At 58.7% G+C, this 20291-nt stretch carries 19 protein-coding genes and 1 tRNA gene; 14 read left to right on the top strand and 6 right to left on the bottom strand.

Going from position 1 to position 20291, the window contains the following annotated elements; genetic code table 11:
* Positions 1-167: 167 nt before the first annotated feature.
* The 7 genes from BAD_RS02255 (at position 168) to BAD_RS02285 (ending at position 9352) form a co-directional block, all read left to right on the top strand.
* Complete coding sequence (locus BAD_RS02255; RefSeq protein WP_050731443.1) at positions 168-1442, top strand: ABC transporter substrate-binding protein; 1275 nt, start codon at positions 168-170, stop codon at positions 1440-1442.
* A gap of 100 nt (positions 1443-1542) precedes the next feature.
* On the top strand, positions 1543-2586 hold the full coding sequence (locus BAD_RS02260) for a carbohydrate ABC transporter permease (protein ID WP_003808317.1): 1044 nt from the start codon (positions 1543-1545) through the stop codon (positions 2584-2586).
* On the top strand, positions 2586-3479 hold the full coding sequence (locus BAD_RS02265) for a carbohydrate ABC transporter permease (RefSeq protein ID WP_003808319.1): 894 nt from the start codon (positions 2586-2588) through the stop codon (positions 3477-3479). The genes BAD_RS02260 and BAD_RS02265 overlap by 1 nt, the downstream gene beginning before the upstream one ends.
* Before the next feature lie 76 nt (positions 3480-3555).
* A complete protein-coding gene (locus BAD_RS02270; RefSeq protein ID WP_011742892.1) occupies positions 3556-5187 on the top strand; it encodes a glycoside hydrolase family 43 protein in 1632 nt (543 codons plus the stop codon).
* 86 nt (positions 5188-5273) lie between these two features.
* Positions 5274-7220 carry a sialate O-acetylesterase gene (locus tag BAD_RS02275; RefSeq protein WP_231837104.1) on the top strand — a complete coding sequence of 649 codons (1947 nt, stop codon included), beginning with the start codon at positions 5274-5276 and terminating at the stop codon, positions 7218-7220.
* 39 nt (positions 7221-7259) lie between these two features.
* Positions 7260-8660, top strand: coding sequence for a carboxylesterase/lipase family protein (locus tag BAD_RS02280; RefSeq protein WP_011742894.1), 1401 nt, complete (start codon positions 7260-7262; stop codon positions 8658-8660).
* A 62-nt stretch (positions 8661-8722) separates the two neighbouring features.
* Positions 8723-9352: a sugar O-acetyltransferase gene (locus tag BAD_RS02285; RefSeq protein WP_021913013.1), complete on the top strand. Its 630-nt coding sequence runs from the start codon at positions 8723-8725 to the stop codon at positions 9350-9352.
* A 202-nt stretch (positions 9353-9554) separates the two neighbouring features.
* On the opposite strand, the gene BAD_RS02290 is transcribed toward BAD_RS02285, so the two are convergent.
* A complete protein-coding gene (locus BAD_RS02290) occupies positions 9555-11075 on the bottom strand; it encodes a xylulokinase (protein WP_011742896.1) in 1521 nt (506 codons plus the stop codon).
* A 169-nt stretch (positions 11076-11244) separates the two neighbouring features.
* On the opposite strand from BAD_RS02290, the gene BAD_RS02295 reads away from it, so the two are divergent.
* Positions 11245-12477: an ROK family transcriptional regulator gene (locus BAD_RS02295; protein ID WP_011742897.1), complete on the top strand. Its 1233-nt coding sequence runs from the start codon at positions 11245-11247 to the stop codon at positions 12475-12477.
* A gap of 21 nt (positions 12478-12498) precedes the next feature.
* Here BAD_RS02295 and BAD_RS02300 read toward each other — a convergent pair whose 3' ends face one another.
* Positions 12499-13146 (bottom strand): YesL family protein, encoded by a 648-nt coding sequence (locus BAD_RS02300; protein WP_050731444.1) that lies wholly within the window; start codon positions 13144-13146, stop codon positions 12499-12501.
* 47 nt (positions 13147-13193) lie between these two features.
* Here BAD_RS02300 and BAD_RS09245 point away from each other — a divergent pair, with 47 nt between their 5' ends.
* The 3 genes from BAD_RS09245 to BAD_RS02310 all read left to right on the top strand — a co-directional run bounded on the left by BAD_RS09245 (position 13194) and on the right by BAD_RS02310 (position 15724).
* Complete coding sequence (locus BAD_RS09245) at positions 13194-13703, top strand: beta-galactosidase (protein ID WP_231837105.1); 510 nt, start codon at positions 13194-13196, stop codon at positions 13701-13703.
* The gene (locus tag BAD_RS02305; protein WP_011742899.1) at positions 13704-14690 is read left to right on the top strand and encodes a beta-galactosidase; all 987 of its coding nucleotides are present in this window, start codon (positions 13704-13706) and stop codon (positions 14688-14690) included. It begins immediately after the preceding gene.
* Between the two features lie 122 nt (positions 14691-14812).
* Positions 14813-15724 (top strand): ROK family protein, encoded by a 912-nt coding sequence (locus BAD_RS02310; RefSeq protein WP_011742900.1) that lies wholly within the window; start codon positions 14813-14815, stop codon positions 15722-15724.
* On the opposite strand, the gene BAD_RS02315 is transcribed toward BAD_RS02310, so the two are convergent.
* From BAD_RS02315 to BAD_RS02330, 4 genes are all read right to left on the bottom strand, one after another.
* A complete protein-coding gene (locus BAD_RS02315) occupies positions 15702-16508 on the bottom strand; it encodes a TetR/AcrR family transcriptional regulator (protein WP_011742901.1) in 807 nt (268 codons plus the stop codon). The two genes, BAD_RS02310 and BAD_RS02315, sit on opposite strands and share 23 nt — an antisense overlap.
* A 96-nt stretch (positions 16509-16604) precedes the next feature.
* On the bottom strand, positions 16605-17438 hold the full coding sequence (locus BAD_RS02320) for an alpha/beta hydrolase (protein ID WP_011742902.1): 834 nt from the start codon (positions 17436-17438) through the stop codon (positions 16605-16607).
* Positions 17439-17585: 147 nt separating this feature from the next.
* Complete coding sequence (locus BAD_RS02325; protein WP_041777261.1) at positions 17586-17780, bottom strand: hypothetical protein; 195 nt, start codon at positions 17778-17780, stop codon at positions 17586-17588.
* A complete protein-coding gene (locus BAD_RS02330) occupies positions 17762-18346 on the bottom strand; it encodes a cellobiose phosphorylase (RefSeq protein ID WP_011742903.1) in 585 nt (194 codons plus the stop codon). The genes BAD_RS02325 and BAD_RS02330 overlap by 19 nt, the downstream gene beginning before the upstream one ends.
* 198 nt (positions 18347-18544) lie before the next feature.
* Between BAD_RS02330 and BAD_RS02335 the strand changes: the two genes are divergently transcribed.
* The 3 genes from BAD_RS02335 (at position 18545) to prfA (ending at position 20282) form a co-directional block, all read left to right on the top strand.
* Positions 18545-18618, top strand: a tRNA-Ile gene (locus BAD_RS02335).
* A gap of 181 nt (positions 18619-18799) precedes the next feature.
* Positions 18800-19012: a 50S ribosomal protein L31 gene (gene rpmE / locus BAD_RS02340; protein ID WP_003808371.1), complete on the top strand. Its 213-nt coding sequence runs from the start codon at positions 18800-18802 to the stop codon at positions 19010-19012.
* A 181-nt stretch (positions 19013-19193) separates the two neighbouring features.
* Positions 19194-20282 (top strand): peptide chain release factor 1, encoded by a 1089-nt coding sequence (gene prfA, locus BAD_RS02345; protein ID WP_003808375.1) that lies wholly within the window; start codon positions 19194-19196, stop codon positions 20280-20282.
* Positions 20283-20291: the final 9 nt, after the last annotated feature.

Here is a 20291-nt window from a genome sequence, read left to right on the forward strand (position 1 = left end):
AAACGAAATGGAAATTTTCGAAGGGAGTCAAAGGCTGATTCTCTGTCTGCCAGGGGAGCTGCAGCAGCATTCGTTGCGGTCATGCTTCCCGATTCGACCCATTCGAGAGAAATTCCTGTCGTTGCCATCATTTTGTCGATGATGATTTGGTCAATAAGGAGAAGACAATGAAGTTCAGAACCATTGCAGCTGCCACTCTTGCGGTGGCGACCATGTTGGGCATGGGTGCCTGCGGCTCCAGCACTGGTGCTAAAGACGATAAGACCATTACGTTCTGGCATAACGCAACAGCTGGTGACGGCAAGCAGTATTGGGAGGATATGGCCAAAGCGTTCGAGAAGAAGACTGGTGTCAAGGTTCAGATTCAGGCCATCCAAAACGAGGATTTCGAAGGCAAGCTGACCACCGCTATGCAGGATCCCGCCTCCGGCCCGGATGTGTACATGACCCTTGGTGGAGCCAAGACCAAGGACATGATTGACGCCGGACAGACCATGGACCTCACTGATAAGATCAGTGACACCGTCAAGAAGCAGATGTCTTCTGCGCTGGAGTCCATGTCCTATGACGGCAAGGTCTATGGTGTTCCAGTCACTGTGCAGCCTGGTGGCATCTGGTATTCCAAGGATCTGTTCAAGCAGGCTGGCATCGATGCCGCGCCGACCACCTTCAGCGAGCTGAAGACCGATGTGCAGAAGCTTCGCAGCGCTGGCATCGATCCGATCGCACTCGGCGGCAAGGATGCTTGGCCGGTCGGTCACTGGTACTACTGGTTGTCCATGCGCGAATGCTCTCCGAAGGCCTACGCCAAGGGCGTCAATGACAAGGACTTCTCCGACTCCTGCTGGACCAAGGCCGGAGATGATCTGAAGGATTTGTTGGATGCGAATGCTTTTAACGAAGGATTCCTCACCACGACGGCCCAGCAGGGCGCCAGCTCGTCCGCAGGTCTGCTGGCCAATCATAAGGCTGCGATGGAGCTCATGGGCACATGGGAGCCTGGAGTTCTCAAGGACCTGACTCCGGACAAGAAGCCAATGGCTGACCTTGGCTTCTTCGCCTTCCCGACCGTGGACGGAGGAAAAGGCGAGGAAGGTGCTTTGATGGGCGCTGTGACCGGTTTCGCTGTCAATCCCGAGGCTCCGGACGCTGCTGTTGATTTCGTCAATTTCATGGCTGAGAAATCAAATCAGGAGAAATACGCCACTGCGTTCAGCACCATTCCGGCTTCCGCCGAAGCTTACGATGCGGTTACCGATGAAAATCTTAAAGCCATCATCGAAGCTATGAAAAAGTCCGATGGCATGCAGCTGTGGATGGATACCGCTCTCGGCGGAAATATTGGCAACGCTCTTAATTCCGGAGTGGTGAATCTGCTTTCCGGACAGGGGACTTCGGCTGACATCGTCAAGGCGATGAAGGACGCAGCGGCCAAGGGCTGACAGTGAACATGGCTGGTTGAAGGCCAAAGGAGGGTGGATAGACAGATTTTCATCTGCCCTCCTTCCTATTCGAGAAACGTATCTGGTAGTGGAGAAAACCATGTCAAGTACAAGCAAAGACGCGGTGACGCTGCGCGCTAAGCGGTCCAAGAAACCGTCCGATGGCAAAATGCGTCGTAATGTTGAGATTTTCGTACTGTCCGCACCTGCGATTCTTCTGTTCGTCTGCTTTGTGATTCTGCCTATCGTCTTGGGTGCTTATTACGGCTTCTATCAGTGGAAGGGTTACGGACTTCCCTCCAAGACAGGTAAATTCGTTGGTCTCCAGAACTACATCACAGCGCTTAAGGATCCCGCGTTCCAGGCGGCAATTCTGCATACCTTCGAGGTCGTGATCGGCTCGTTGGTCATCCAGGCTCCGCTCGCCATCCTGTTCGCATTGCTGCTGAACCAGAAGTTCAAGGGGCGTGGTCTCATCCGCACCCTCATCTTCGTGCCGTATGTCGTTTCCGAGGTCATCGTCGGCACAGGATGGAGCCTGTTGCTGCAGAAGAAGGGCGCCATCAATGAGATTCTGGCCAACTTCGGCATCAATGGTCCCGATTGGCTGGCCGACCCGAAGATCGCTATTTGGACGCTGCTGTTGCTGATCAGCTGGAAATACGTCGGTTTCGCCGTAATTCTGATGCTCGCCGGCATGCAATCCATTCCCGAGGAACTGTATGAAGCAGCCAAGGTGGATGGGGCGAGTTTCTGGCAGATGCAGAAAAGCATCACGTTGCCGTTGCTTGCTCCGACGTTGCGGATCTGGGTGTTCCTTTCCATGATTGGCTCTCTGCAGCTTTTCGATCTGGTCTATATCGTGTGGGGCAAGTATGTGTCGACCACCGCTGGTGTGTCCACCATGGCCACCTACATGGTGCGTGAAGGTCGTGGAGCCGGCAACTATGGCTATGGTTCCGCCGTTGCTCTGATCATCTTCGTGATCTCTTTGATCATCGCACTCGTCTATCAGAAGTTCGTGCTGAACCGTGACTTGGACGGTGCTGTTACTGAACAGAAAGAAGCCGAGAAGCGTGCCAGGAAGCGCGCAAAAGAAGTGCAGCATCGTGAGGTTGCTGCCCTGGCAAGTGAGGTGAAGTGATGACTGCCGCAACAATCGCAGGACATTCCAACAAAAGCGAGTACAGCAAGAAGAATGGTTACCGTAAGTCATCCAAGACGCCATGGGGCAACCCAATCGTCTACTTCTTCTCCCTGGTGCTTGTGGCCATCTGCATCACTCCGGTGTTGTACATTATCTTCGGCGGTTTCCGTACCAATTCGCAGATCACCAACCATCCGTCCGGGATGCCGAACCCATGGGTCCCCGACAACTACAAGACGGTCTTCGAAAGTGATATTTTCTGGACGGAACTGAAGAATTCTACCATCGTGGGTATCGCCACCATGGTAGGTGTCGTGGTGCTTAGCATCATGGTGAGCTTTGTCATCGCCCGATACAAATTCCGCTATGCGCCGCTTATGTACGCGTTGTTCTCTGCTGGTCTCATGTTCCCGATGACCGTTGGCATTACACCTTTGTATCTGCTGATTCGCAATCTGGGTCTGGCCAACTCCCTGTGGGGTCTGATCCTTCCGCAAATTGCCTTCGGACTTCCTCAGACCATCATCATCTTGGTGCCGTTCCTACAGTCGATTCCTAATGAGCTTGAGGAGGCCTGTCTTCTCGATGGATGCTCCCGCCTTGGCTTCTTCTGGCGCATGGTCATTCCGCTGTCCATGCCTGGCGTGGCCACCACTGGAATCCTCACCTTCGTGGGAAGCTGGAATGCCTACATGCTGCCGCTGTTCGTGCTCAGTGATGCCAACAAGTACACATTGCCACTTGGCGTACAGATGTTCAGCTCCGAACACTCCGTTGACACCGCACAGGTGTTGGCCTTCACCTCTCTGGCTATGATTCCGGCCCTGATCTGTTTCACCATCTTCCAGAAGAAGATCGTCGGCGGCCTGACAGGTGCGGTCAAGGGCTGACGAAATGTGACAATCCACGCCCGGAAGATGTTCCTTTCCGTCTTCCGGGCTTCATCTCTTATGCAAGAGGTACATTATGAAGATTTCCAACCCGGTGCTCACCGGTTTTCATGCCGATCCTTCAATGATTCGCGTCGGTGACACTTATTACATTGCCAATTCCACTTTCGAATGGTTCCCAGGCGTTCGCCTGCATGAGTCCAAGGACCTGGTGCATTGGAACATTCTTCCAAGCCCGTTGAGCCGGTCCAGCCAGCTTGATATGAGAGGAAACCCCTCTTCGGGAGGCATCTGGGCTCCTGACCTAAGCTATGCGGATAACAAATTCTGGTTGATCTACACTGATGTCAAGGTGGTCAATGGTGCATTCAAGGATTGCACTAATTATTTGGTCACCGCCGAGGACATCCACGGGCCATGGAGCGAGCCGGTTCGCATCAACGGGGTCGGTTTTGACGCCAGCCTGTTCCATGACGACGACGGCCGCAAATACTTGGTGCAGCAGACATGGGATTTCCGTGAATACCACCACCAGTTCGACGGCATCACGTTGACGGAATTCGACGTCGACACCATGAAGCTCAAGCCAGAAACGGCCCGCACCATCTGGGATGGCACTTCGGTGAAGATCACCGAAGGTCCCCACCTATACAAGAAGGATGGTTGGTACTACCTGTTTGCCGCAGAAGGCGGCACGGTGTATGAACATCAGGAATCTGTGGCGCGTTCCCGTACCCTTGACGAATACTCCTTCGAAGTTATGCCGAATGGCCCGTTCATCGGTAACTTCGACACTCCTGACACCTATTTGCAGAAGCAGGGCCATGGAGCGTTGGTGGACACCCCGTCCGGCGAGTGGTATTACGCCTCCCTATGCGGTCGTCCGTGGCGTCATGATACCGAACCGGCCCATGGCACCCGCGGATGGTGCACACTCGGACGCGAGACCTCCATCCAGAAAGTCGAATGGGATGAGGACGGTTGGCCGCGCGTGGTCGGAGGTCACGGCGGACAGCGTTACGTTGATGCTCCGAAAGATGCCATCGAGACTTTGGCCCCAACAACGCGTGACGAACATGATGAGTTCGATTCCGGCGAGCTCGGTCCGAATTGGAACACTCTACGCGTCCCGTTCACCGACGCCATGGGCACGGTGGGCGGTGGCAAACTGGCATTGCGTGGTCAGGGCTCGCTGTGCAACCTGTTTGACTTGTCTCTTGTGGCTCGTCGCTGGCAGGCATTTGATTTCGACGCCGAAACCAAGGTGCGTTTCGATCCGAAGAATTACATGCAGATGGCAGGCCTGACCAACTATTACGATGACCTGTGCTGGTCATGGGCGTTTGTCACTTGGGATGAGAAACGACATGCAAGGGTCATCGAAGTGGCTCAGAACGATTTCAACCAATATACGTCGTTCCTCAAGGATGACGCCATCGTAGTGCCCGAAGACGCCGAAGCGGTATGGCTGCGCACCAAGGTCCGCACGGAATACTATTCCTACGAATATTCCTTCGACGGAGAACATTTCACCGAGATTCCGGTCAAGCTCGATGCGAAGATCCTGTCCGACGATTACGTGAACCAACGTTACGGCGGCTTCTTCACAGGCGCGTTCGTGGGACTTGCCTGCGTCGATCTGTCCGGCTACGGCGCGCAGGCCGAATTCGACTACTTCGACTATCGGGAGCTTTCCGATAACCAGTAGACAGTGCCGGCTGGCGACAGAGCGTCCGTCGTCAGCCGGCATACTCGACGGCATTGAAATCTATGGGCAATGAGGAGCGGACGAGCATGGTCTTGCGATTGCCGAAACTGCTTGACGACGGTTGCGTGCTGCAGGCCGGTGCGACCATACATATCTGGGGCACCGGCGACCCTGGACGCGGCGTGCTGGTACGCCTCGATGGCAAGGACCGGACTACACGGGTGGGGGACGACGGCTCATGGAGCGTGTCGTACGGTCCGATCACAGCAGGCGGACCGTACGATTTGACGGTGCGTTATGAGGACGGAACCGAATGCATCTCGCGCCAATGCTATGCGGGAGAAGTGTTCCTGTGTTCGGGACAGTCGAACATGGAACTGCCCATGGCTTGGGTGCGTGCGGACTATCCGTTGGAGTGGGATCGTGAGCCTGACCCATTGCTGCGGCAATACAAAGCGATTCCCGATTGCGACTTCAACGGTCCCCGCAGCGATCATGACCATGCATTCTGGCAGGGGTGCGATGCGGAAACCCTTGGGGATTTCTCCGCGCTCGCCTATTTCTTCGGACGCAGGATCCGTCGGTGGCTGAATGTGCCCGTCGGCCTGTTGAACGTTTCATTGGGCGGATCGCCGATTGAATCCTGGATGGATGCCGACGCATTGCGGGCGTTCCCCGAAGCGCTCGCTGACCTTGAGCCGTATCTTGGCGATGGCGTGGCGTCGAAGAAAAGCCGCGATTCCGTTGCCGAACGGGACCGGTGGTATCAGGCGCTTGGATACGAGGCTGTGGCCGATGCCCACCATGAATGGCTGCCATTGATCGCGTGGGACTGTCCGGAATCCAAGAACATCGAGCCGCGCGACGTGGCATGGCATGACATACGCCTGCCTGGATGGTACAAGGATCGCGGACTTGCCGGTTTCCGCGGCGAGATTACCATGAGAAAAACCGTGTTCCTGCCTCCGTCGGATGCGGGGAAGCCCGCCCTACTGCGTCTGGGCACCATGAATGATGCCGACCATACGTGGGTCAATGGTGTGTTGGTCGGTGGGCGAAGCAATGTGTATGAGCCGCGGGACTATCCGGTCGCAGCCGGCGTGTTGCGCGCCGGCGCGAACGAAATCCGCATGCGTCTGGTCGTTGAACGGCCCGGCGGCCGTGTGACGCCCGGCAAACGGATGACACTGACCATCGGAGACGATATCTTCGACCTGTCCGGCATTTGGCAGTATGCCGTGACCGCCGAAGCTGACCGCGATTGCCCATTCGAGGATTTCGTCAGATGGAAGCCGACCGGCCTGTACAACGCCATGCTCGCCCCGTGTTTTCCATATGCGGTGCGGGCCGTGCTGTGGTATCAGGGCGAATCGAATACCGGCGATCGCGCCATGCAATATGGTGACGAGCTGAAGGCCATGATTCAATTGTGGCGCGTCAAATGGCATCAGCCGGATATGCCGTTTCTGATCGTCCAGCTTCCAAAATTCGACATCGACGCCATCGAGGATGGTGGTTGGCCGCTTATTCGAGAACAGGAATGGAGAGTGGCGGACGAACTTGAACACGTGGCTGCGGTGGTGACGCTTGATGCCGGTGAAAGCAATGATTTGCATCCTCATGATAAGAAAACCATCGCGGATCGTGCATTCAATGTCGCGATGGATTTTGTGTATGGCCAGCAGGCTCAGCCTCAGCCGGTTGTTGAAACCGCAGAGGCGGACGATGGATTGTTGAGGATGCACTGCGTGTGGCGGAATTCCATGGGCGAACAGATGCAATCGCAGAATCGCCATCTGATGACGTTGGATGGTGACGTTCCGCGAGAAATTGATTTCCTGTGGCACGACTGCGCCACTTCGGTGCGGGCTGAGGCATGGCTGGATGGTTGCGATATTGTGGCGCGCATACCGTCGCGCATGCCGGACGAGGTGCGGTATGCGTGGAGCAACAGCCCGGAATCCGGTCTCATCTGCGACGGGGACGGTGTTCTGCTTCCGCCGTTTCATCTGCCGTTGCCCATGGTTGATTAGGAGCAGTCATGCGCAGACAAGTCATGATTCGTCAAGGATGTGTCCGGATTCTCCGACGCGGATCCTGTGATCACCGTGTTTCGGGGCATTCCATATGCCAAGCCGCCTGTTGATGAGTTACGCTGGCGTGAGCCACAACCTGCTGAAGCGTGGGATGGCGTGCTCGAAGCCGGTGATTTCGCGCCGATGCCGATGCAGCCGCTGCCCGGCTCGGATGAGTTCTACGGCAGGGAATGGCAGATTGACGCTGACACTCCGATGGCTGAGGATTGTCTGTATCTGAATATCTGGACGCCGGCCTTGCGTGGATGCGGCAGTGGTTCCGAGATTCGTACGGATTCCCGTTGCGATGGTCATGGGCTGCCTGTGATGGTATGGCTTTACGGTGGAGCGTTTCAGACTGGATCTACCTGTGAGAAGGAGTTCAATGGAGAGCAGCTGGCCCGTCAGGGCGTGGTGGTGGTCTCCATTGCTTATCGGTTGAATGTGTTTGGTTTTTTCGCGCATGCCATGTTGGAAAAGGAAGCGGTTGATGGACGGCCTTGTGCGAATTTCGGATTTCTTGACCAGCGGATGGGCATTCAGTGGGTAAAGGACAATATTGCCTTGTTTGGTGGTGATCCTGCGAACATTACCGTGTTCGGCCAGTCCGCAGGGGCCGCAAGCGCGTTGGCGCAAAGTGTCTCGCCGATGAACGATGGTCTGTTCCAACGCGTCATCATGCAGTCTGGAGGTGGAACTGGTCTGTTCAATCGCCATCTGTGGTCTCTTGAGGATGCGCAGCGAAATGGAGCGCGTTTTTTGAAGTATCTGGAAGTTGAATCGATTGCCGAGGCGCGTTCTGTTCCTGCGACTGATCTGCTGGAGGCGGCGGTGACTTTTCCTGCTTGCGATTGGTCTGGGCAGGGTGATGATGTCGTATGGGCTCCGATGACTAATTGGATTCCCTGCGTCGATGGGACATTCCTTGTCGAGCAATACCGTGATGCGCTTATTGCGGGACATCGCGTTCCGTGTGATTTGTTGGTGGGGAACACGACCGGCGAGTTCATGGTTCCGGGCCCTGATGGCACTCCGTATCCGGAGGGTGAGTGCGGCAATCTGGATATGATCGATGCATGGGTGTCAGGCGGCGGCTCGGAACCATACAGGTATCGATTCGATGTGGATATGCCGGGGGATGATGCCGGTGCGTTTCATTCGTCCGATTTATGGTTTTCGTTCGGAACGCTCCCTGCGAGCTGGCGGCCGTTTCGAGGCTGGCATTACGATTTGTCCCATGCGATGAATCGATATTGGGTGAATTTCGCGGCGACAGGTGATCCGAACGGTTCCGGATTGCCTGAGTGGACGGCATGCGGACCTGATGGTCAACGATATATGCTGTTCGGTGGATGCCACGATACGCCGGGTAACGTTTCATGCGTCATGGTCAAGTAAGTGAATATAGTATGGTGTGAGCGTTCACTATAGTGCGGTGGAATGTGATGAAGGAGACGGATATGACGCAGGAGACGGAAGCGCTGATCGCGTCCGACGAGGATCTGACCAAACTGTTCGCCGGCAAGCCGACGCAATATCGCAAATCGAAGTCGCTGCCGAAATTCACAGGCGAGGCCATGCGCGCCTGCGCGAAGATCAACCGCATCTTCTTCGATGATCCGGACGAGGCGTACCGTTTGTTTCACGAGCTGGTCCCGGACGCGGGGGAGGGCGTGCAGTTCACGCCGCCGTTCAATGTCGATTATGGTATCGGATTGACCATTGGCCGCGGCACGTTCCTCAACAAGGATTTCATGGTGTGCGGCGGCGGATATGTGACGCTCGGTGAGGATTGTCTGATCGGTCCGCGCTGCACCATCGCCACACCCAACCATGCCAAGGACGCTGCCACCCGCCTGGCGGGCTGGGAGCATGCCAGTGCCGTGACCATCGGTGATAACGTGTGGTTCGGCGCCAATGTGACGGTCACGCCGGGGGTGACCATCGGGTCGAATTCCATCATCGGCGCCGGGTCCGTGGTGACACGTGACATTCCGGAGAATGTCATAGCCGTGGGCAATCCAGCGCATGTGATTCGTGAGATTCCCGAACATGACCCTGCCTTCGCCGATGTGGAAGGTTTGCTGTAGTTTTGCAAACGTTTCATAGGGGGTGTTGACGGCAAATCGATTTCTCCAGCCATGCGATGCAGGTGAGCGCGTAAAGCCTTATACGGAAGCTGTCGTTCATATTGTCGTTTCTATGAGTATGGTTCATGAATCAGCATAGGGCCGGGAAGCCCCATTGTTGGGAAGCTTCCCGGCCCTATGCCTGAATTCCTGCGGTGATGGATCAGCCGCGGGCCTTGGCGTAGGCTTCGTATACGGCTTCGGTCGGTTCGCCGGTCTCCACGCCGTCGATGGTGAGTTGCCATGCCGGAGGCTCGGTTTCGCCGGACAGCACCCAGGCGGCCTGGCGGGCCGCGCCGATGGCCACGTATTCGTCGGTGGCGGGTCGGGTCACGTCCATGCCCAGAATGCTTGGTGCCAGCGTGCGGATAGCTTCGGACTTCGCGCCGCCGCCGATGAGCAGAATGCGCGTGATGCTTGCGCCCAGGGATCGGATGAGCTCCAGGCAGTCGCGCTGGGAGCACAGCAGTCCTTCGACGAAGGCGCGGGCCAGGTTCTCGCGTGTGGTGTTGGCCAGAGTCATGCCGGAGAAGGTGGCGGTGGCATTCGGGCGGTTCGGCGTGCGTTCGCCGTCGAAGTACGGCACCAGGGTGATGCCGTTGGCGCCGGGCTTGGAGGCGAAGGCCAGCTTGGCCAGTTCGTCGTAATCCACGCCGAGGGCGGCGCGGCCGGCGTCGAGGATGCGCGAACCGTTGATGGTGCAGGCCAGCGGCAGGTAGTGCCCGGTGCAGTCGGCGAAGCCGGATACGGCGCCGGTCAGGTCGTAGGTTGGGTTCTCGGAGATGGCTGCGGCCACGCCGGAGGTGCCCAGGGAAATGGACACGTCGCCGACGGCCATGCCCAGTCCCAGCGATGCCATGGCGTTGTCGCCGCCGCCGGGGGCGAGCAGGCAGCCGCCTTCGACGTTCTTGCCGGCGATGGCCGGATCGGCCTTGACGGGGGCGGCGTCGCGCGGCCCCAGCACGGTGGGCAGCACGATGGCCTCGGCGTGCGATTGCGCGGCTTTGGCGCCTTCCGCGGCCTCGAGCACCATGGCGATCAGGTCGCGGCGGTATTCGTTCGACGCGGCATCGTAGTAGATGGTGCCGGAGGCGTCGGAGCGGTCGGTGAACAGGGCTTCAAGATGGGCGTCCTCGCCTTCGGCGACCGGGCCGTAACCGGCGATGCGCCAGCTCAGCCAGTCATGAGGTAGGCAGATGGCGGCGATTTTCTTGACGTTTTCGGGCTCGTTCTCGGCCACCCATGCCACCTTGGTCAGCGTGTAGGATGCGACGGGGGAGGAGCCTACGGCCTTGACCCAACGCTGCTTGCCTCGGGCGATTGGGTCTTCCGGCTCGCCGTCTTGTGCGGGCGCTGCGCCGAGCTTTTCGATCAGAGCCGCAGCCTGGGGCGCCGAACTGGTGTCGTTCCACAGCATCGCATCGCGGATCACATTGCCTTGGTTGTCGAGGATCACCATGCCGTGCTGCTGGCCGCCGACGGCCAGCGCGGATACGTCGTCCAGGCCGCCGGCCTGCTCGGCGGCCTCTTGGAATGCGCTCCACCAGTATGAGGGGTCGACGGATGTGCCGTTCGGGTGTTTGGCCTGCCCGAATCGTACAAGCTCGCCGGTTTCGGCGTCCGTCACGCGTACCTTGCAGGACTGCGTCGATGTGTCGACGCCTGCAACCAGAGTCCTTGCCATAGTTTGTGTTGCCTCCTTGCATGTGCCGTTCGCCGGTGGCGCACGGTTAATAGTTAGATGAATAAACTATACTATAGTAGTGTAGCATCAGGAAAGGCTCCGGAACATCGGTTCGGGAAATTCATGCTGATGCGGCAACACGGCAAACAGGGCAGGGACGGGAACGGCTATGGTATCTCTTCGCAGGATCAATCAGGACGATCTGCGCAATCACAATCTTTCGGTGGTGATTGACACGCTACTGCGTGCCTCCGGGCCGATGAGCCGAGCGGATCTTGCCAAGGAGACCGGGCTGACCAAGGCGACGATGTCGTTGCTGGTGTCGCTGCTGATCGATGCGGGCGTCGTCAAGGAGGGTGAGCCGCAGAACTCGGCCAGCTATGGGCGCCCGTCCACGCCGTTGATGCTGGGAGGCGGCAAGGTGTGCGGCATCGGCATGCAGGTCAACACCGACGGCTATGGATGCATGGCTTTGGACATCAACCACGACATACTCAGGCACGAATGGGTGGATGCCGACATGAGCGGCGTCGAGCCGGACGTCGTATTCGGCAAGCTTGACGCCATGGCCAAGGCGATGGCTGAGGATCTGGAATCGAAACGATGCATCATCGCGGGCGTCTCGTGTGCGCTGCCGGGCTTGGTCACCTCCGACAAGAGGCTGCTCATGGCCCGCAATCTCGGTTGGGAGAATGTCGATCTGACCACGTTCGACGTTATGCGAGGGTATGACGTTACCCCGTGCAATGAGGCGAAGCTGGCCGCCATCGCGCAGATTCCGGGATATGCCTGTGCGCGTGCGGACGTGTTCGATGGCGTGGATTGCGCCGACTCCTTCCTGTATCTGTCGTGCGATATCGGCATCGGCGGCGCGATCGTCCGTGACGGTGAGATCGTGTCGGGAAGCCACGGTTTCGCCGGTGAGATCGGTCACGTGTCGGTGTCTTTGGACGGTCCGCTGTGCGGATGCGGACGACGCGGATGTTTGGAAACGTATGCTGGCCGTCGCGCGCTGGTCGAGGCTTCCGGAGTGGCCGAAAAGAATGCGGCTTCGAGCGGTGAGGCACTGGAGCGTCTGTTGGACGCATGGCATTCCCATGATGTGCGGACCGTGGAAGCCGTCGGACGGGCCATCGACGCGCTGGCCTCGGCCATCGGCTCCGCACTGAATCTGGTCGATGTCGATACCGTGCTGCTGGGCGGTTGGTGGACCGATTTCGGGCCGTTCTTCTACGAAACGCTCGAAAACCGTTTGGAATCGCAGGTCTTGGGGGCGTCGGACATGCAGGTGAGCGTGTCCATCCCGTTGGTGGCCGACCATCCGGCGTTGTACGGTGCCGCGGAAGTCGGCTTGCGCAAATTCATCGACAATCCGCTGACGTTCATCACCGACAAAGCATGATTCCTGAGCGCCGCCGCAACGTCACTCGTGCGCATTGACATATTGCGGATTCTCCACTTTGCCCGTTCCGCCATACCGTTTGAAGCCCCACAGCAGAATGAGGGATTTCGCATACGCCACCCAGGCGATGCCGAAGAGGATGGCGAGAACGCGTATGAACGGTACGAAATATGACAGGCCGGCCGCGAGTACGTCGATGACGACGAGGACGAGCGAGCAGGGGAAGGCTCGCCAGGGGAACATCGCCGATAGCGAGAAGAGCCTGCCGGTGGTGTTGGCGAAGCGTGCCTGCAACGGTGCGACGTATTCGGCGAACAGCGCCACGACCACGGCGGCGATGACCAGAAGGATCAGCGGTATGTAGGAGGCGTTGGTATCCCACGCCTTCCAGAACGACAGGCCGAAGAGGATGGCGGTGGCGAGGATGGCGACGAGCACCCAGGCCGCAAGTCCCTGTTTGAACTCGCGTTTGAACCGTTTGAGATACTCGCGTACCAGATTGACGTCGTCATGCTCGTCATAGGCGAACATCGTGCTGTACAGGGCGGCGCGGGCCGGGCCGATGGTGATGCTCGGAATCAGGGTGACCAGGTAGACGAGATTCAGCGCGGTGAAGCGCGCCAACGTGTTCATGAACTGCCAGAACGGGGCGTTGGTGTTGAATTTCATGATCCTCCTTGAACAGCTATTTATAAGTATATAAATAGAGATGATATTTGTCCAGTGCTCCGTGTTGCGCCAATTTCTGGAGCCACACCATCTACGATTGGGGCGACGTGGTGCCGCCCGTCAGCTACGGCGACGGCATCAGCGACGCCAAATGCGTGGTCTCCGGCCTGCAGATGGACTACCGTCGTTTCCAAAACCAGGCGCAGCTGGCCTGCTATACGAACGAGCGCGACGCGATCCGTGCTTACGACGCGGCCACGCCGATCACCACCAACCTCATGGGCACGTTCAAAGACCTCGACTATTTCGAATGGGCCAAGGAAATGGACGTGGTCAGCTGGGACAACTATCCGGACATGGACACTCCGCCGAGCTTCACCGCCATGTGCCACGACCTGATGCGCGGCATCGGCGGCAACAAGCCGTTCATGCTGATGGAACAGACCCCGAACCAGCAGAACTGGTTCCCGTTCTGCAAAGTCAAGCGTCCCGGCGAAGTGCGCAAGCTGAGCTGGCAGGCCGTGGCGCATGGCGCGGACACCGTGCAGTTCTTCTAGATGAAGCAGTCGATCGGCGGCTGCGAACGATTCCATGGCGCGGTCATCGCGCACGATGGCACCGAACAGTCACGTGTCTTCAAGGAGACCGCGGCGCTCGGCGGGGAACTGGACCGCATCGGCAAGCGGATCATGGGATCGGAAATCCGTGCGAAAGTCGCCATCATGTTCGACTGGCAAAGCTACTGGTCTCTCGAAGGCTGCGTCGGACCAACCGCCGGATTCTCCTATCCGAACGAAGTGCACCGCTTCTATCGCGCGTTCTGGCGACGCAACGTGCCTGTCGACATCATCGAAAGCACCACGCCTCTCGACAAGCTCAAACAATACGATCTGGTGGTCGCGCCCGCCCTCATCACCGTGCTGCCGGGCGTCGCCGAAACGCTGGAATCCTACGTATCCGAAGGCGGCAGCTTCATAACCGGCTACATGGCCGGCATCCACGACGAACACGACCTCGTGGTGCCGGGCGGCTATCCCGGCAAATTGCGCGACCTGATGGGCGTATGGGTGGAGGAAATCGACGCGCTCGCGCCGGACGAGACCATCGAAGTGCATGGCGACGCGGTTGATGCCAAGGGCGAGATCGTGGCCAGCATCATCCACCGCGAAGGCGCCAGACGGCTCGCCGCCTATGGTGGCGGCGAATTCTACGCGGGCCATTCCGCGCTCACCGTCAACACGTACGGCAAAGGCAAGGCGTACTTCGTGGGCACGCTGTTGGACGAGACCGGTATGAGCGCCTTCATGGCCCCGATCATCAAGGAGCTGGGGCTGAAACCGCTCGACACCCCGGAGGATGTGAGTCTGTCCGTACGCTATGGCGATGACGGCGTCCGCTACGCATTCCTCATCAACAACAGCGAATCCGACAAGAGGCTGTGCCTGGACGAGCTCGACGGCGGTGTGGAACTGCTCACCGGCCATGTGGTCGACGGGCCGGTCGGGCTCAAACCGTACGGCGTGAACGTGATCGAACTCGGATAATCGGCATCGGCGTCGTCACGTGGCAGGATGCGTCAGACGCGACCGAATACGCCCGCGCAAGTCGCCGGACGCTATACTGGTCACAGGTTTTGAACTCTATTGAAGACAGGTTAGATAGCGATATGACTGCGAAGAGGCGCATTCTTGCGTTCGAGATCGGCACATTCTTCACGCGTTACGTGGTGTTCGAGGATGGCCGGATGGGCATCCCCGGCACCGTCGCCACGCCGGTCGACAGCGTGGAATCTTTCTACCAGGCGCTCGCGCACATCGTCAACGGCCAACGCGCGCCGCTTGACGGCATCGCCATGAGCGTGCCGGGATTCATCGACGTCAGCAAACAGGTTGCCGTCACCGCCGGCGCGTTGGGCATGCTGTACAAGCATGAGATCGGCAAGGAACTGCAGGAATATCTTGACAAGCCGGTGCCGACCTGGATGGAGAACGACGCGAACTGCGCGGCCATGGCGGAAAAACTCTCCGGCAACGCCGTCAAACTCGACGATTTCGCGCTGATCACCATCGACACCGGCATCGGCGGCGCGCTGTTTTTGGGTGGCGGGATTCGCCGTGGCAAGGATTGGCGTGCGGGCGAGCTCGGCATGATGATTCCGAACTATGAAACCGGCGGGTTCAACACCATGCAGAACTATTTGTCCACCATCGTGCTGGCCGAGGACTACGCCAAGGAATTCGACGTGCCGACCGGTTCCATCGTGCCCGCCACCCTGTTCCGCAGGCTTGACGAGCCGCGCGTGCGCAAGATCGTTGACAAATGGATTGATTACCTGGCGATCGCCATTTTCAACACCGCCGCAGCCACCGATCCGGAATGCATACTGCTCGGCGGCGGTATCTGCCGTGAACAGCAGCTCTTGCCGATGGTGAACGCGGCGCTCGACAGGATTCCGCAGTGGGGCGATTTCCGCACATCCGTCAAACGTTGCCGCCACACGAACAACGCGGGCCTTATCGGCGCATACTACGCCTTCGAAACGGAAGTCGGCGGCCTTACTGACGTGCCGATAAGGTGAACGGCAGCAGGCAGCGGTCTGGGGCGGGGTCGTATTCGCTTGGATCGGTGAAGCCGGCCCATTCGCTTGGCGGGAAGATGATGTCGGAAATCGACATCCATTCCTCAAGCAGATTCATCGAATCGTCGCCCAGCCAACGGTATTGCAGACCGTCCATCGCGCTCATCGCCAGCGTATACAGGTCGTAGAAACGTTCCTCGTCCACGCCGGTCGGCAGGATCCAGTTCATCGAACAGATCATCTCCCAATTGCGCATATGGCGGCCGATGAAGAAATTATGCGCCGGATGCGTCGGACTGAGCGCTTCGCCGTTGAGCACCGAATACAACTGCACCAATTCCGGACGCTGCAGATTGTACAGTGCGATGTTCAGACAGTAACGGGGGTAGAAATACACGCGATGACCGTCGTTGTCGGTCACGGCGGCGGTCACCGCATTGTACTCGTCGGCGTCGGGGGTGTCGTAGCATTCCGACAGCACCATGTTGAGCAGGTCATCCTTCGACGAAATGTAATGGTAGAGCGCCGCCTCGGTGATGCCGATCTCGTCGGCTATGTCCTGCAGGCTCATGCCCCAGAATCCTTTGGTGGCGATGATTTTGACGGCCGCCTGGAGGATCTGCAGGTGCCTCTCCTCCTGACTCATGCGCTTTTTCTTCTCGAAGGTCTTGCCCGCCAATGCGTTGCGCGCCTGAGTGCCATAGGGGGTTGAAGTGTTGGCGCGTGACGCGGCGGGCCAGCTGTCCTGTTCCTGCAGAAAACGGTCCCATGCCGCAACGCTCATGTCAATCTCCTATGGTCTTGGTTAATGGTGGTTGTTGCACCGTTGTGCAACTGTACTTGATGGTGGCCACTTGATGGTGGCCGCCACGTGATGGATTCACTGAGCAAGCGTGCGGCGCATCCATGCGACGGCCAGCTTCGGCCAAGCTTGCACGCATTCCTCGATGCCGTTGACGCCTTGCCACGCCGTCTCCGCGGTGCCCAGCGCCAGACCGTGCCCGCCGCTGGGGAACAGGTGCGCCTCGATGCTCACGCCGGCTTTCTTGCAGGCATCGATGAGCATAAGTGTGTTCTCGTAGGGCACGCAGTCGTCCGGAACGGTGTGCCATACGAACACCGGTGGGGTCTTGGCGTCGATATGCTTCTCGATGGATACGGGTTCGAGCGCTTCGGCATCAGCCTTGCGGTCGCCGAGCAGCGCGTCGAAGCTGCCGCGGTGCGCAAGCGGTCCGGATGTGATTACCGGGTAGGCGAGCATCAGTGCGTTCGGACGTACCGCGTCCGGATCATAGCCGTGTGCCGCGAGCACGTCGTCACTGGCGGAAGTCGCAAGATTGGCGGCGAGGTGGCCACCGGCGGAAAAGCCGATGACGGCGATTCGATCGCCGTCGACATGCCATTCGGCGGCGTGCGCACGCATGCGTCGCACCGCTTCTGCGGCTTCCAGCAACGCGACGGGGAATACGGACGGTTTGACGGAATACCGTAGCACGAAGGCGTTGAAACCGGCTGCAAGGAACTGCATGGCGATTGGCTCGGCCTCACGATCAGACGTCATTTCATAGCCGCCGCCGGGTATCACCAGCACGGATGGACGTCTGCGGTCCGGGTCGATCTCCTTGCTGTTGTCAAGGCAATAGCCGACGAATGTGGCCGTGCTGTCATCGATGCCGGGAATCTTGTGTTCGAAATATGAAATATTGCATGGCATCCATCCTATTCGTATGAAGTTCGTGTGGTTATGCCGTGTTACCGTACACGGTTTGCGTGTTTCCCCGCTCTTGGGGGGTATTGGAAACGGGCGGCCGCGAAAATGCTTCCACGGCCGCCCGTTTCCAATACTCGGATAGTCAATCCGTCAGAAGGTGACGGTGACTTCGACTGGTTTGGTGGTATCGGTCGGGATCGGGACGGTGTCGCCGTCGAGGGTGGGGCGCACGCCGAGCAGGTATTGGGACGCGTCCACGAAGGTCCACGCGGCGGTGCCGGTGAGCCAGGAGTTCTTGCCCTCGCCCGGGGTTGGGGACTCGTCCTCTAAGAAACCGTCCAACACACCGTCGCCAATCCAATCTCCACCTCGCCGGTGGACAGGTTGCGCTGGAAGTTGGACGAGTCGTCCACGGCATTCCACAGGCACCATTCCACGGAGCCGGTCACGTCGATGACGGCCGGCTCGTCGGTGGTGTTCGTCACGTCGAGCCGATTGATTTCCGCATTGGTGTGCAGCGGCACGAAGGCGGTGAGCTTGGATTCGATGCCTCGCTTGGAAGCTTCGAACACGGTGTAGCCGATGCCTTGACGGCACTTGCAGGAATCAAGCGGGGTCTTGCACGGAAGGAAGGTCGGCGACCAGGTTTCGACCGGCTTGGCATCGGCGGAATCGGAGTCCATCAGGCTCAGGTAATAGCAGCGGGAGCCGTTGTCTGCCGGCACGTTGTTATACCGGTAGCGGGTGATGCGGCGTAGTTTGGCGTCCTTGTAGAAGCTGTAGCCGCCGCCGGTGTTGGAAATCAGCGAGAAGAAGTCCTCGTTGCCAAGGTAGTTGATCCACGGCAGGGGAGTCGCCGGGGTTTCAATCACGTATTCCTTTGCGGCATCATCGAAATGACCGTAGCGCATGGGTGCCCTTTCGTCGGTGAAATGGCTGTGACGAGGTGTACTGTATGGGTATATCGTCCATTGATTTAATTAATAGGTTAGCACGTTGTTTATAAACTTATAAATAACGATTTGCTGGCGTGTTGCCGTCGGTCTTCCAATGGTCATCTGTCGACGCTGCCGCAATCGGGCAGAGGTTGGGGTATACTTCCTCCCGTTGCCCTCGTAGCTCAGTTGGTTAGAGCAGCACCCTTATAAGGTGTTTGTCCTGGGTTCAAGTCCCAGCGAGGGCACATGCGGACCTGCCGGAAGCGGCGGGTCCTTTGCATATCCGCGGATTGCAGTCCGTACGCCCTGCGTGTGACGGCGCATACCGTGTCCCGGCCATCGCCTACACTCCATAAGGTTATCCGGTTCACGCCTTGCCATCGGGGCAATGCGACCCGGGTCCCCCGAATCTCTAGGAGACAAACTATGAAGCAGGGTATCCATCCTGATTACCACGCAGTGCAGGTCACCTGCTCTTGCGGCAACACCTTCGTCACCCGTTCCACCTACAACGGCGATCACATGACCGTCGACGTGTGCTCCAACTGCCACCCGTTCTACACCGGCAAGCAGAAGATCCTCGACACCGGTGGCCGCGTGGCTCGCTTCGAGAAGCGTTACGGCAAGAAGGCCAAGTGAGTCTTATTGCTTAGGCAATGAAAACGCCAGTCCATTCGTGGGCTGGCGTTTTTCGTTACCGACGTGCCGTCGCTCACCTCCGACGACCGCACTTCCGCGCCACCTTATATGATGGACAGGTTGAGTAAGGTTCAGCGACGAGTGATTCCGCTGAAGCGCAGATACGAAGAAAAGGCGTACATTGGCAGACGAACAATTCCCCGCGGCCGTCACCGCGCTTGAGGAATACCACAATATCGAACAGCAGATGGCCGAGCCGGAGGTCGCATCCAATCCCGACAAGATGCGCAAGCTGGGTCGGCGCCACGCCGAACTGGGTGCCATCGTCTCCGCCTACACCGCATACAAGCAGGTGAAGGACGATCTGGAGGCGGCCCGCGAGATGGCGTCCGAAGATCCCGATTTCGCCGAAGAGGCCAAGCGGTTGGAAGGCGAGCTGCCCGCAGCCGAAGAGAAGCTGCGCACCGCGCTGATTCCGCGTGACCCCGATGACGCGCGTGACACGATCATGGAGATCAAGGCCGGCACCGGTGGTGAGGAAGCGGCGCTGTTCGCCGGCGACCTGCTGCGTATGTACATGCGATACGCGGAAAAGCGCGGCTGGTCGGTCACCGTGCAAAGCGAGAACACCACCGAGCTGGGTGGCGTCAAGGACGTGCAGCTGGCCATCCGCGCCAAAGGCACTCCGGCGCCGGAGGACGGCGTGTGGGCTTCCCTCAAGTACGAAGGCGGCGTGCACCGCGTGCAGCGCATCCCCGTCACCGAATCGCAGGGACGTATCCAGACTTCCGCCGCCGGCGTGATCGTCTTCCCGGAAGCCGACGAGGACGACGATGAAATCGAAATCGATCCGAAAGACCTCAAAATCGACATCTTCATGAGCTCCGGCCCCGGCGGACAGTCCGTGAACACCACGTATTCCGCGGTCCGCATGACGCACATCCCCACCGGCATCACCGTGAACATGCAGGACGAGAAGAGCCAGATCCAGAACCGCGCGGCGGCACTGCGCGTTCTGAAGAGCCGCCTGCTGGCCATGAAACACGAGCAGGAGGCCGCCGAGGCCGCCGATATGCGCCATTCCCAGGTGCGCTCGCTGGACCGTTCGGAACGTATCCGCACGTACAACTTCCCGGAAAACCGCATCGTCGACCATCGCACGAACTACAAGGCGTACAACCTCGACGCCGTGCTTGACGGCGATCTGCAGGCCGTGATCGACAGCGACATCCAGGCGGACGAAGCCGATCGTCTCGCCAACCAGAAGTAAGGCGATTGG

Source organism: Bifidobacterium adolescentis ATCC 15703 (assembly GCF_000010425.1).
GTDB lineage: Bacteria > Actinomycetota > Actinomycetes > Actinomycetales > Bifidobacteriaceae > Bifidobacterium > Bifidobacterium adolescentis.

Coding starts and splice junctions, on each gene's coding strand:
- BAD_RS02300 (WP_050731444.1), bottom strand. CDS start 13,146: ATGAAATTCAACACCAACGCCCCGTTCTGGCAGTTCATGAACACGTTG.
- BAD_RS02305 (WP_011742899.1), top strand. CDS start 13,704: ATGAAGCAGTCGATCGGCGGCTGCGAACGATTCCATGGCGCGGTCATC.
- BAD_RS02285 (WP_021913013.1), top strand. CDS start 8,723: ATGACGCAGGAGACGGAAGCGCTGATCGCGTCCGACGAGGATCTGACC.
- BAD_RS02310 (WP_011742900.1), top strand. CDS start 14,813: ATGACTGCGAAGAGGCGCATTCTTGCGTTCGAGATCGGCACATTCTTC.
- BAD_RS02260 (WP_003808317.1), top strand. CDS start 1,543: ATGTCAAGTACAAGCAAAGACGCGGTGACGCTGCGCGCTAAGCGGTCC.
- BAD_RS02330 (WP_011742903.1), bottom strand. CDS start 18,346: ATGCGCTACGGTCATTTCGATGATGCCGCAAAGGAATACGTGATTGAA.
- BAD_RS02290 (WP_011742896.1), bottom strand. CDS start 11,075: ATGGCAAGGACTCTGGTTGCAGGCGTCGACACATCGACGCAGTCCTGC.
- BAD_RS02320 (WP_011742902.1), bottom strand. CDS start 17,438: ATGCCATGCAATATTTCATATTTCGAACACAAGATTCCCGGCATCGAT.
- BAD_RS02275 (WP_231837104.1), top strand. CDS start 5,274: ATGGTCTTGCGATTGCCGAAACTGCTTGACGACGGTTGCGTGCTGCAG.
- BAD_RS02315 (WP_011742901.1), bottom strand. CDS start 16,508: ATGAGCGTTGCGGCATGGGACCGTTTTCTGCAGGAACAGGACAGCTGG.
- BAD_RS02270 (WP_011742892.1), top strand. CDS start 3,556: ATGAAGATTTCCAACCCGGTGCTCACCGGTTTTCATGCCGATCCTTCA.
- BAD_RS02255 (WP_050731443.1), top strand. CDS start 168: ATGAAGTTCAGAACCATTGCAGCTGCCACTCTTGCGGTGGCGACCATG.
- BAD_RS02265 (WP_003808319.1), top strand. CDS start 2,586: ATGACTGCCGCAACAATCGCAGGACATTCCAACAAAAGCGAGTACAGC.
- rpmE (WP_003808371.1), top strand. CDS start 18,800: ATGAAGCAGGGTATCCATCCTGATTACCACGCAGTGCAGGTCACCTGC.
- BAD_RS02295 (WP_011742897.1), top strand. CDS start 11,245: ATGGTATCTCTTCGCAGGATCAATCAGGACGATCTGCGCAATCACAAT.